At 54.9% G+C, this 11,477-nt stretch carries 10 protein-coding genes; 6 read left to right on the top strand and 4 right to left on the bottom strand.

Annotated elements, in window-relative coordinates; all coding sequences use genetic code 11:
* Positions 1-52: 52 nt before the first annotated feature.
* The 6 genes from parE to pepE all read left to right on the top strand — a co-directional run bounded on the left by parE (position 53) and on the right by pepE (position 7,117).
* Entirely contained in the window at positions 53-1,948 is a 1,896-nt protein-coding gene (gene parE / locus EH228_RS06800; RefSeq protein WP_152320917.1) for a DNA topoisomerase IV subunit B, read from the top strand.
* A 404-nt stretch (positions 1,949-2,352) separates the two neighbouring features.
* Positions 2,353-3,117: an IclR family transcriptional regulator gene (locus EH228_RS06795; protein ID WP_152320916.1), complete on the top strand. Its 765-nt coding sequence runs from the start codon at positions 2,353-2,355 to the stop codon at positions 3,115-3,117.
* A 114-nt stretch (positions 3,118-3,231) separates the two neighbouring features.
* Complete coding sequence (locus tag EH228_RS06790) at positions 3,232-4,770, top strand: OPT/YSL family transporter (protein ID WP_152320990.1); 1,539 nt, start codon at positions 3,232-3,234, stop codon at positions 4,768-4,770.
* Positions 4,771-4,794: 24 nt separating this feature from the next.
* Positions 4,795-5,733 (top strand): DUF1177 domain-containing protein, encoded by a 939-nt coding sequence (locus EH228_RS06785; protein ID WP_152320915.1) that lies wholly within the window; start codon positions 4,795-4,797, stop codon positions 5,731-5,733.
* Position 5,734: 1 nt separating this feature from the next.
* The gene (locus EH228_RS06780) at positions 5,735-6,415 is read left to right on the top strand and encodes an AroM family protein (protein WP_193323288.1); all 681 of its coding nucleotides are present in this window, start codon (positions 5,735-5,737) and stop codon (positions 6,413-6,415) included.
* A gap of 12 nt (positions 6,416-6,427) precedes the next feature.
* Positions 6,428-7,117 carry a dipeptidase PepE gene (gene pepE, locus EH228_RS06775; RefSeq protein WP_152320914.1) on the top strand — a complete coding sequence of 230 codons (690 nt, stop codon included), beginning with the start codon at positions 6,428-6,430 and terminating at the stop codon, positions 7,115-7,117.
* A 190-nt stretch (positions 7,118-7,307) separates the two neighbouring features.
* Here pepE and EH228_RS06770 read toward each other — a convergent pair whose 3' ends face one another.
* From EH228_RS06770 to EH228_RS06755, 4 genes are all read right to left on the bottom strand, one after another.
* Positions 7,308-8,234: a nucleoside hydrolase gene (locus EH228_RS06770; protein ID WP_152320913.1), complete on the bottom strand. Its 927-nt coding sequence runs from the start codon at positions 8,232-8,234 to the stop codon at positions 7,308-7,310.
* The gene (locus tag EH228_RS06765; RefSeq protein ID WP_152320912.1) at positions 8,215-9,774 is read right to left on the bottom strand and encodes an amino acid ABC transporter permease/ATP-binding protein; all 1,560 of its coding nucleotides are present in this window, start codon (positions 9,772-9,774) and stop codon (positions 8,215-8,217) included. The genes EH228_RS06770 and EH228_RS06765 overlap by 20 nt, the downstream gene beginning before the upstream one ends.
* 28 nt (positions 9,775-9,802) lie before the next feature.
* Positions 9,803-10,627: an ABC transporter substrate-binding protein gene (locus EH228_RS06760; protein ID WP_152320911.1), complete on the bottom strand. Its 825-nt coding sequence runs from the start codon at positions 10,625-10,627 to the stop codon at positions 9,803-9,805.
* Positions 10,628-10,728: 101 nt separating this feature from the next.
* Positions 10,729-11,241: a flavin reductase family protein gene (locus EH228_RS06755; protein WP_152320909.1), complete on the bottom strand. Its 513-nt coding sequence runs from the start codon at positions 11,239-11,241 to the stop codon at positions 10,729-10,731.
* Between the last annotated feature and the right edge of the window lie 236 nt (positions 11,242-11,477).

Below are 11,477 nucleotides of genomic sequence, written 5' to 3'. Positions count from 1 at the left end.
GTGAGCCGCGCGGCATGGCCAATCATTTTTAGCTACTAATCAGATTTATAAGATGACTCAATCCAGCTACAACGCTGATTCCATTGAGGTACTCAGCGGCCTTGAACCCGTTCGTCGTCGTCCGGGAATGTACACCGATACGTCACGTCCCAACCACTTAGGCCAGGAAGTGATCGACAACAGCGTTGATGAGGCGCTGGCGGGTCATGCCAAACGTATTGAGGTTATCCTGCACGCGGACCAGTCGCTGGAAGTTATTGACGACGGACGAGGCATGCCGGTTGATATTCATCCGGAAGAAGGGGTGCCTGCCGTTGAGCTGATTTTTTGTCGTCTGCATGCCGGCGGTAAATTCTCCAACAAAAACTACCAGTTTTCCGGCGGTCTGCATGGCGTAGGGATTTCGGTGGTTAACGCCTTGTCAAAACGGGTGGAAGTGACTGTGCGCCGTAACGCGGAAGTCTATGAAATGGCTTTTGAAAACGGTGATAAGGTTGAGGATTTGCACGTCACCGGGACGGTAGGAAAACGCAATACCGGTACTCGGGTACGCTTCTGGCCGGATGCGTCGTTCTTCGACAGTCCGCGCTTTTCCGTTTCACGCATGAGCCACTTGTTAAAGGCGAAAGCGGTACTGTGCCCGGGCGTTGAAATTGTTTTTAAAGACCAGCTTAATCATACTGAGCAGAGCTGGTGTTATGCCGATGGCTTGACGGATTATCTGCTTGAAGCGGTGAATGGTCTGCCGACCTTACCGGAAAAGCCGTTTGTCGGTTCTTTTGCCGGTGATATTGAAGCGGTGGACTGGGCGCTGTTGTGGTTGCCGGAAGGCGGCGAACTGCTGACTGAAAGTTATGTCAACCTGATCCCGACCATGCAGGGGGGAACGCACGTCAATGGTCTGCGTCAGGGACTGTTGGACGCCATGCGTGAGTTCTGCGAATTCCGTAATATTTTGCCGCGCGGCGTGAAGTTGTCGGCGGAAGATATTTGGGAGCGCTGTGCCTACGTGCTGTCGGTGAAAATGCAGGATCCGCAGTTTGCCGGTCAGACCAAAGAGCGTCTCTCTTCACGCCAGTGCGCGGCCTTTGTGTCCGGCGTGGTGAAGGACGCCTTCAGTCTGTGGCTGAATCAAAACGTGCAGGCCGCGGAGATGTTGGCGGAGCTGGCTATTTCCAGCGCCCAGCGTCGAATGCGCGCCGCCAGGAAAGTGGTGCGGAAAAAGTTGACCAGCGGACCGGCGTTACCGGGTAAACTGGCTGACTGTAGCGCACAGGATCTGAACCGCACCGAACTGTTCCTGGTGGAAGGGGATTCCGCAGGCGGTTCGGCTAAGCAGGCGCGAGATCGAGAATACCAGGCGATCATGCCGTTGAAGGGGAAGATCCTCAACACCTGGGAAGTTTCCTCGGATGAAGTGCTGGCCTCGCAGGAAGTGCATGATATCTCGGTGGCGATCGGCATCGATCCCGACAGCGAAGATTTGAGTCAACTGCGCTACGGCAAGGTCTGTATTCTCGCCGATGCGGACTCCGATGGGCTGCATATCGCCACGCTGCTGTGCGCCTTATTTGTTCGCCATTTCCGCGCGCTGGTCCGTAATGGCCACGTCTATGTTGCGATGCCGCCGCTGTACCGTATCGATCTCGGTAAAGAGGTGTACTATGCGCTGGACGAAGAAGAGAAAGAGGGCATTCTGGATCAACTTAAGCGCAAGAAAGGCAAGCCAGGCGTGCAACGCTTCAAAGGTCTGGGTGAGATGAACCCTCTGCAACTGCGTGAAACCACCCTCGATCCCAATACCCGTCGTCTGGTGCAACTCACCATTGAAGATGATGAAATCGATCAGACCATGGCGGTAATGGATATGCTGCTGGCGAAAAAGCGGTCGGAAGATCGCCGTAACTGGCTGCAGGAAAATGGCCATACCGCGGATATCGAGGTATAACACTGGCTTCCCGTCCCTTCCATCCATTGCGGGCTGGAAGGGATTATCCTGTTAAATCAATCTATTGCTTTTATTTTCAGGGTGACCCTGAGCATATTATTTATTTCCCCCACCTTTCCCTTCTCCCGATTGGTAACCCGCAGCAAAGCAACGGGATGATTTATGCTGATCTCGTCCGACATTACGCCGTGGCATCGCAACGCACATAGTCCCGCTTTTATCGGTATGTCACCGGTGGTGCATCGTTGCAGGTCGTCTGTTTTTTTGCACCACAATGGCTTGCTAATGTGAGGCAATATCAGGAAATAAAAGTGATAAACGTTTTTAAATCAATACATTAAAATGTGGTATCAATTTTGCATTCTCATTAAATGGATTATGGTCCCATAAAATGAGACACGCTGATGTCGATACTTGAAACCACTGCCCACATTTTCAAACTGATGGTCACCCTGCAGGGTGGCATTCGCATCAATGATCTCATCAGCCATCTTGGCATGCCGAAAAGTACCGCATCGAGGGTGATGAGCCAGCTCGAAAGCTATGGCTACCTGGAAAAAGATCCGCAACAGGGAACCTTTTTACCGGGGCCGCTCATCGTGTCGGCTTCGCATCTGGCCAGTCGCCAGCAAACGCTCAGCGACCACGTCGATGTTGCGCTACGTGGCCTGTGTGAACGCACCGGCTACACCGGTTACATCTCAATACTCGATAGCCAGGAAATTCTGGTATTGCGTGTTATCCATGGCCGCCATGCTCTGGCGAGGGTCACCTGGCCCGGTTCCCGTTCTCCGGCATGGGGAACCTCAACCGGGCGGGCGCTGCTGGCGCGTTTCACTGATACGCAACTGCATGATTTCTTCGCCAGTCCACCGGTGGTGGCGCAGCTGAGCGGCAGTAAGCTGGAGGCCAGCGCGTTGATAGCGGCGGTGGCCCGTACCCGCGATACCGGTTACGCCAGTGCGATTAATGAATCTATTGCTAACACCGCCTCGGTCAGTTGTGCGGTGGGTGACCCAGTAACCCACGAAGCTGTGGCGTTTTGCCTCTCATTCCCGCAGGCGCTCGCGACCCCTGAAGAACGGCAACGTATCGCCGTGTTGCTGAAAGAAACCGCCATTGCCATTGCCCGGAAGACCGGTGATCCATTGATCCGTCAACCGCTTTAGTTTTTCACTTTTGTCCATGCCAGGAGAATCTCTGTGAGTCAGACAGCCCATGCAGAAACCCCATCAGGGGAGCTTGAAACTCATCCACGCGCTTTCGCTCCCGCTACATTGCTTATGCTGTTGCTGCTCAGCGTATTTGGCGCCATCATCGGCGTCCAACTGCTGACCACACTTGGCGTCACGCCGAACACCGCGATTATCGGCGCGATGGCGGCGATGATCATTGCGCGCATTCCGTTGCAATGTTGCGTTCGTTTTCGTTCCATCCATATTCAGAATCTCGCGCAGAGCGCCACCTCCGCCGCGACGTTTGGCGCCGCGAACTCCTTATTACTGCCGATAGCCATTCCCTGGTTGTTTGGCCGTCAGGAGATGGTGATGCCAATGTTCATCGGTGTGGCATTGGCGATGTTGCTGGATGGCTGGCTACTCTACCGCTTGTTTAACACCCGTGTTTTCCCCGCTGAAGGCGCATGGCCGCCGGGAATTGCGGCGGCAGAGTCGATCAAAGCGGGAGATCAGGGCGGTAAACAGGCGGTTTTATTGAGTGTCGGCATCGTCATTGGCGCGATCGGCTCCTGGTTCAAATTTCCGATGGCGGCGCTGGGCACTGCATTTATCGGTAATATCTGGGCGCTGGGGATGCTGGGCGTGGGCTTCCTGCTGCGAGGTTATTCACCGTCGCTGTTCAACAGCGATCTCAACAAATTATACATTCCACATGGCGTCATGGCGGGGGCCGGAGTGATAGCGTTGTTGCAGATAATCAAGCTTATCCGCCAACGTAAAGCGCCTTCAGTGGTCGCAGATGATGGCGAGGCGTCACTGCCTGCGGCACAAAATGAGCAGATGGGCAAAACTCTTCGGTTTGGTGCGCTTGGTTTTATGGCGATTGCGGTATTGATCGCCTTAAGCAGCGGTTTGTACGCGCATCTGTCGCTGCCATGGCTGCTGGCGTTTGTGCTCTACGCAGCTTTTGCCGCTTTCCTTCACGAGATGATCGTCGGCCTCGCCGCCATGCATTCCGGCTGGTTTCCTGCGTTTGCCGTGGCGCTGATTACCTTACTTATCGGTATTTTGATCGGCTTCCCGGCGGATGCGTTGGCGATGTTGTGTGGTTTCTCTGCGGCGACCGGTCCGGCATTTGCTGATATGGGCTATGACCTGAAGGCGGGCTGGATCCTGCGCGGAAAAGGGTGCCACAGCCGTTTTGAGCTGGAAGGGCGTCGTCAGCAACTGTTCGCGGCGATGCTCGCCTTTGTGGTGGCGATACCCGTGGTACTGCTTATTTTCCGTGACTATTTCTCGCAGGGGTTGATACCGCCAGTGGCGAAGGTCTATGTCGCTGCTATTAATGCTGGCGTTTCGCTGGAGATCGCCAAATCCTTGCTGATCTGGGCGATTCCAGGGGCGATTATTCAATTGCTTGGCGGACCAGGGCGTCAGATGGGCGTTATGCTGGCTACCGGTCTGTTGATCAACAATCCGCTGGCGGGGTGGGCGATGATTATCGGCATTGTTATTCGTACGGCGGCGCTACGTATCGGCGGCGTGGCGGCACGTAACAAAATCGAGGTCCTGGCGGCGGGTTTGATCGCCGGCGATGCATTGTTCAGTTTCTTCAGTTCCGTCCTGCCGGGCGGGAAAAAATAACCTCGCACTATCAGGAATATCGTGATGAGTTTACAACAAACATTACAGGTTTTTGAGTTACTTGACAGCGCTTATGCCAGTGGCGACAGGGTGAAAGCGTTGTTCCGCGATTATCGTCATGTTGAGGTCAGCGTACAGGTCGTCACGGGTCATAAAGGGAGTACCGATTTTGTTAAAATCGTCATTCCGGGAGTGACAGGCAAGCGGGGCGGCGGGGCGGCCCCGACTCTGGGCATTGTTGGCCGTCTGGGAGGGATTGGCGCGCGTCCGGGGCGTATCGGCCTGGTGTCTGACGCCGATGGTGCTATCGCGGCGATTGCCAGCGCGCTGAAACTGGCTGAAATGCAACGTCAGGGCGACAGTCTGCCTGGCGATGTGATTGTCACCACGCATATTTGCCCGGATGCGCCAACGCGTCCACATCAACCGGTTGATTTTATGGACTCGCCGATTGCGACCGAAGACATGAACGAGCAGGAAGTCTCAGAGGAAATGGATGCGGTACTGTCGATCGATACCACCAAAGGCAACCGCATCATCAACCATAAAGGCTTTGCTATTTCGCCAACCGTCAAAGAGGGCTACATCCTGCGGGTTGCAGAGGATCTGCTGAGGGTGATGGAAATGACCACGGGCCAGTTACCGGTCACCTTCCCGATTACCATCCAGGACATTACGCCATACGGTAATGGCGTCTACCATCTTAACAGTATCTTGCAGCCGTCGATTGCCACCCGCGCGCCGGTGGTTGGTGTGGCGATTACCTCCGTCGGGATTGTTCCGGGCTGTGGTACTGGCGCCAGCCATGAAACCGATATCGCGCTGGCCTGCAAATACGCGGTGGAAGTGGCGAAAGAATTCACCCGTGGCAGTTGCCAGTTTTACGACAAGGCTGAATATCAGCGTCTGCTGGATCTCTATGGTTCGCTGGCGCATTTGCAGAAACGTCAACCGGGAGTCTGACATGGCGATGCGTAAAATAGGCACACTGACCATCGGACAGGCGCCGCGCAGCGATATTACGCCGATCCTTGACGCCGCATTGCCCGCCCACGTCAGTTGCCTGCATGCCGGTGTGCTGGACGGGGTGGATGACGCGGCGATCGCTGAGCGCTTTGCGCCGCAGCCCGGCGATGCGTTGTTGACTTCACGCCTGTTGGACGGACGTGCGGTAGTGATGGGAAAACCGGCGGTGGCTAAGGCTATCCAGCAGAAGATCGACTGGCTGGAGGCGCAGGACTGCGAAATTATCGTCATTCTTTGCACTGGTGAGTTCCATGATCTGCGCAGCCAACACGCCTGGCTTATTGAGCCGGACCGCATCCTGCCGCCAACGTTGAATGCGTTGGTGGGCAGCCGCCGTGCCGGGATCCTGGTGCCGCTGGCGGCGCAGATCGCCAGTGAGTTGGAAAAATGGCACAGTGCGGCGCAGACGCCGGTATTTGCTGTCGCTTCGCCATATACCGCCAGCGAAGAGCAGGTGGCCGCCGCGGCGCGTTCTCTGGCTGAACAAGGCGCTGAGGTGATCATTACCGATTGCATCGGTTACACTGGCTGGCATCAGGCTATCTGTGCGCAACATGTCACGGTGCCGGTGGTGTTGTCGAATAAATTGCTGGCTGACCTGCTGAGTAATCTGCTGTAAGAGGAAAGAAAAATGGATCTGTTGTTACTGAGTAACTCGGCTATGCCGGGCCTGGCTTATCTTGAATATGCTCTTGCGCCACTGACGGCACAGTTGGGCGAGCGTCGTCGGGGGGTATTTATTCCGTTTGCCGGCGTGACCCAGAGCCATGACGCCTATACCGAAAAAGTCAGGCAGGCGCTGGCCTCGCTGAATCTGGCGATCACCGGCATTCATACCGTGGCAGATCCACGGGCGGCGATTGCGGACGCGGAAGTCATTATGGTCGGCGGCGGCAATACCTTTCATTTGCTGAAAATGTGTCGTGAGCAGGGCCTGCTGGAACCGATCCGCCAGGCGGTGAAAAAGGGCGCGCTGTACGTTGGCTGGAGTGCCGGCGCCAACCTTGCCTGCCCGACCATTCGGACCACCAATGATATGCCGATTGTCGATCCTGGTGGTCTGGATGCGCTGAATCTGCTGCCATTGCAGATCAACCCACACTTTACCAACGCATTGCCGGAAGGACATCAGGGAGAAACACGAGAGCAGCGTATTCGCGAGTTACTGGCGCTCGATCCCCAGTTGCAGGTGATTGGCCTGCCGGAAGGTAACTGGATTTCGGTGCGTAACGGCAACGCAGAATTGGCTGGCAGCAAGCCGGCGCTGTTGTTTAAGGCTAACGAGCCTGCCATTCCCCTGGCGGCAGGGCACTGTTTTTGACTGATAAGGCATGGTCATGCTGGGGATTATTCGCGTTCTGACCCATGATCAGCAGGTTATTGAGGAGCACGGACGGGCAGTATGCTATTGCTGCGAGCAGTCACGGTATTGCCTGTCAACGTCGTGGGATCGTTGATGTTGCAAGCGAAGCGCTGATCTTCAATACCCGCCAGCCAATACTGCATGTTGCTCAGTTCACCAGACGCAGACTGTGCAGAAAAGCCTGTTTGACCTGCGTCGCCTGTACCGCTAAACACAATGTCTGTGCCCGACAATGGGCGAAAGGATCATAACGGGAGGCTAAAGGGGTCAGTTTACGCAGCGTCTGGCCGAGCGTAATGCCTTCGGTCACCACCCGCACCGGGGACTGTACGGTGGTAAACCACTGCGGATGATTCAGCCACGAAATTGTCAGCGTATCGTGTAGCGCCATACCCTCGAAGCCTTCTTTTTCCAGGCTGTAGCGCAAATAGCCTTGTGAGATAGCGGTTAACACCGGCTGATTCAGTTCGCGAATGTCCTCGCCACTGATCTGTACTTCATGGGTGACATCCAGTGGCAGGATAACCACTGGCAACGCTGAAGAGAGCAGTTGATCGGCGGCATGTGGATCTTTCCAGATATTGAATTCACTGTGCGGCGTCACATTGCCGGCATGACCGTGGGTGCCGAAAGCGCCGCCCATGATAATCACTTCTTTGACCAGCGGGATGATATCCGGCGCCTGATTCATCGCACAGGCCAGGTTGGTCAACGGCCCAATCGCCACCAGGGTGATTTCACCTGGCTGCGCCCTGACGGTTTCAATAATAAAATCAACTGCGTTACCGGCTCGATCATCAAACGGATTGTCCAGTACATCGCCCAGGCCATCGCTGCCATGAACATCCGTGGCGTTCGCGTGCAGTGGCAATGCCAGTGGGCGGGAACAACCGCGCAAGATCGGGACATCCAGGCCGATTTCCCGGCAGAATAATTTGGCATTTTTAACCGCCTGTGCCACGGGCACGTTGCCGAAAACGGTGGTTATCCCCAGGATATTTTGCGTTTTCGCGGCATAAGCCAGTGCGAAGGCATCATCCACGCCGATATCAGTATCAAGGATTATCTTTCTCATCAGTCCCTCGTGTTTCACTCACGGCAAAGTTAACGTCTTTCAGGAAGGCGTTGATCCGCGGGTAGTGCCCATCCCGCAAGGCTTGCGGCGCGTCATCATAAACCACGCGTCCCTTCTCCATAAAGACGATACGATCCGACACGGTAAAAGCAAAGTTCATCTCATGGGTCACTATAATCATGGTGATGCCTTCTTTGGCCAGCGCTTCGATAACCTGGAGCACCTCATGCACTTTTTCCGGATCGAGCGCCGAGGTCGGCTCGTCGAACAGCATAATTTGCGGACGCATCATCAGCGCTCTGGCAATTGCTACGCGCTGCTGCTGACCACCGGAAAGTTGATGTGGATACTTCATTGCGTGTTCCAGCATGCCGACTTTTTGCAGCAGGACGCAAGCCTGATGTTTCAATGCGCTCAACGGCGCGGCACGATGGTAACGCGGTGCCAGCAGCAGGTTATTGAGCACCGTCAGATGTGGGAACAGGTTAAAGCTTTGAAATACCATGCCAATGTTCAGCCGGTGATTATCATGCTCAATAAAACGTGGTTTTTGCGCCCCCTGTTGGAGCAGATGGATAAACGGCTGGCCGTTGATGCGGATCTCGCCATTATCAATTTGCTCCAGACCGTTCAGCAAACGAATCAGCGTGGTTTTACCTGAGCCGGATGGACCAATAACCGAGACCACTTCGCCGGGTTGAATTTGCAGATCAACCGCGCCCAACACTTCGACATTATTATAGGCTTTGTGCAGTTTCGATGCCTGCAAAGCCGGAACCTGCGCTTCGGTCGTCGGGCGTGCTACGGTTGGTAACGGTTGGTGAGCGAGTGCTAATAGCGTCGGGTCGGGCGGCCTGGCGGTGTTGCGTTGGCTCACATCCAGATAACGTTCCAGCCTTTTCAGTAAAAAGTCGAATACGGTGACGATAAACACATAGTAGAACGCCACCGCCGCCATGGTTTCCATCACCAGGAAGTTTTGCGAATAAAGGCGCTGACCGACCATCAGGATCTCGGTCAGCGAGATAACCGACACCAGCGAGCTGAGTTTGACGATGGAAATATATTCGTTTGCCAGTGAAGGCAGAGATACGCGGATCGCCTGTGGGATAATGATCCGCCATTGAATTCCGCTATAACGCAGACCGAGGGCGCGAGCGGCTTCACGTTGTCCTTTGGGAATGGATAACAATCCGCCGCGGTGGATCTCGGCGATATAGGCCGTTTCGCTCAGTACCAACGCAATCAGCCCGGCCCAGAACGGATCGCTAAGCAGAACCGAAGACCCCGGTAGCGCCTGCGGCAGGTTATAGACAAAAATCAGCAGCACCAGTAGAGGCAGGCTGCGGAACAGCCAGATATACACGCGGGCGGGAATGGACAGCCAGGGCCGTGTCGCCTGCTTACCCAGCGCCAGCACGAAGCCCAGTACGATGCTTATTGCCCAACTGGCCAGGCTCAGTTTGCACACGGTCCAGGTTGCCAGCCAGAAGTCAGCGTCAGTCAACAGGCCCAGGAAATAATTCCAGTCAAAAGTCATGCTTGCTCTCCCGCCCGAAAATCTACGGTTACTGTTTCAGTGCCTGAATGTCGGCGTCCTGCGGTTCAGCAAGATGGTACTTCTGCACCAGAGCGGCATACTGGCCGCTGGCTTTGTACGCGGTAATGCCATCGATTAACTGCTGTTTGAATTGCGGATTGGATTGACTGACTCCCAGCCCGATCAGTACCGGATACAGCAGTGTATCAGAGGTCACCACCAGACGGCCTTTCATCTTATCCACGACCTGGCTGGCAACCGCCGCATCGGTCATCTGTACTTCTACCGCGTGGGACAGCATGGCCTGAGTCACCTGTGGGTCGGTTGAGAATTCGCTGACCGCAATCGGCTTAAGCCCCTGTTTTACGCAGTAATCGGCAGACAGGGTATGCAGTTTCTCCAGCCAGTAAGTGCCCTGCATCGATCCGACCTTGTGACCGCATAATTCTTCCGGCTTTTTCGGTTTGAAGGTGCTGCTGCTGAGGGTGAGCAATGATTCGCCGGTCTTCAGGTAAGGGATCATATCGATGACTTTACGGCGCTCAGGGGTAATAAACAGCGCTGAGGCGATCAATTCATAGCGCTTCGCCTGTAAGCCCGGGATCAGGCTGGTGAAACGGGTATCGACATAGTGGGGTTCCAGCTTCATCGCTTTCGCCACCCCGTTAATAAACTCGATATCGAAACCAGCAGGTGTTTTGCCATCAAGGTATTCATACGGCGGGAAGGTGATATCGCTGCCGACGGTCAATTTCCCTGGCGTCATGACGGCTGCCTGGACATAAGTGGTTGCCGCCAGCAGGGTCAGTGTCAAACCTTGAGCGATAGTGTTGAGGCGCAGGTTGGGGGTCATACTTTCATCTCCGGTGCAGGTGATAGTCGTTATACTTCGGACGCAGGTCGATTATTTTTTATTGGCGGTCAGCACCGCCGGGTAGAGCAAAAACAGGGATATTACGCTGGATCCCGTTGGATGAGCACATACTGACGAGCCTGTCTGGCCAGGGGAACCCCAGGATGGCGATGAACGGCGTTGACTTCACCCACCAGGATAACGTAGCTGTTCAGCACCAGTTGATTGACCAGTTGGCAGTCAAAATTGGCGACCGCGCCGTGTAACAACGGATGCCCCCCGGCGCTTTCGCTCCAGTGCGCCGGGTCGAAAGCCTGAGCATGACGACTGGCGGTGGCAAAATTCTGGGCCAGTGGTTTTTGTCCCTCGGACAGCATGTTGATGCTGAAGCCGCTATTTTGCTCAATGGCCGGGCATAGCGGGCTGTCACGGTGCAGGCAAATCATCAGCAGACGTTGTTCAACTGAAACGAAGGTCAAACTGCTGATCGTGCCGCCAGCCTTGCCTCCCGCGCCATCAGTGGCGATGATGTACACGCCGCTCACCCCACTTTCCATCGCGTTGATCAACGCATCCCGGGTGATCAGCGGTAACGTTCTAACAGTGGAATGCATAGCCAGTTCCTCAATTATCCAGGCGTGAGTATGTTCATGATGAGCGAAAAAGATAAATGTGTATTTTTTTATGCTCTGACACCAAAAAAACGAGGCTCGGCGAAACCAGTTTTCCCCTAAGCCCTGTAGATAAAAATCATTATTTATTTTCTGCGCCGTTGGTAGCCAAAATGAGACCACTATTTTGCAGCGGTAGCGGCACGCACAGTGGCTTCCGTTAACCTCAGATCTGTAAG

The organism is Erwinia endophytica, assembly GCF_009295515.1.
Lineage (GTDB): Bacteria > Pseudomonadota > Gammaproteobacteria > Enterobacterales > Enterobacteriaceae > Erwinia > Erwinia endophytica.
Note: the sequence above shows the minus strand (reverse complement) of the source record. Positions and strands in the feature narration are given on the sequence as shown.

Excerpts from the sequence above, each read along its gene's own strand:
- EH228_RS06755 (WP_152320909.1), bottom strand. The coding sequence starts at position 11,241 with ATGCATTCCACTGTTAGAACGTTACCGCTGATCACCCGGGATGCGTTG.
- EH228_RS06760 (WP_152320911.1), bottom strand. The coding sequence starts at position 10,627 with ATGACCCCCAACCTGCGCCTCAACACTATCGCTCAAGGTTTGACACTG.
- pepE (WP_152320914.1), top strand. The coding sequence starts at position 6,428 with ATGGATCTGTTGTTACTGAGTAACTCGGCTATGCCGGGCCTGGCTTAT.
- parE (WP_152320917.1), top strand. The coding sequence starts at position 53 with ATGACTCAATCCAGCTACAACGCTGATTCCATTGAGGTACTCAGCGGC.
- EH228_RS06790 (WP_152320990.1), top strand. The coding sequence starts at position 3,232 with ATGCTGTTGCTGCTCAGCGTATTTGGCGCCATCATCGGCGTCCAACTG.
- EH228_RS06780 (WP_193323288.1), top strand. The coding sequence starts at position 5,735 with ATGGCGATGCGTAAAATAGGCACACTGACCATCGGACAGGCGCCGCGC.
- EH228_RS06795 (WP_152320916.1), top strand. The coding sequence starts at position 2,353 with ATGTCGATACTTGAAACCACTGCCCACATTTTCAAACTGATGGTCACC.
- EH228_RS06785 (WP_152320915.1), top strand. The coding sequence starts at position 4,795 with ATGAGTTTACAACAAACATTACAGGTTTTTGAGTTACTTGACAGCGCT.
- EH228_RS06770 (WP_152320913.1), bottom strand. The coding sequence starts at position 8,234 with ATGAGAAAGATAATCCTTGATACTGATATCGGCGTGGATGATGCCTTC.
- EH228_RS06765 (WP_152320912.1), bottom strand. The coding sequence starts at position 9,774 with ATGACTTTTGACTGGAATTATTTCCTGGGCCTGTTGACTGACGCTGAC.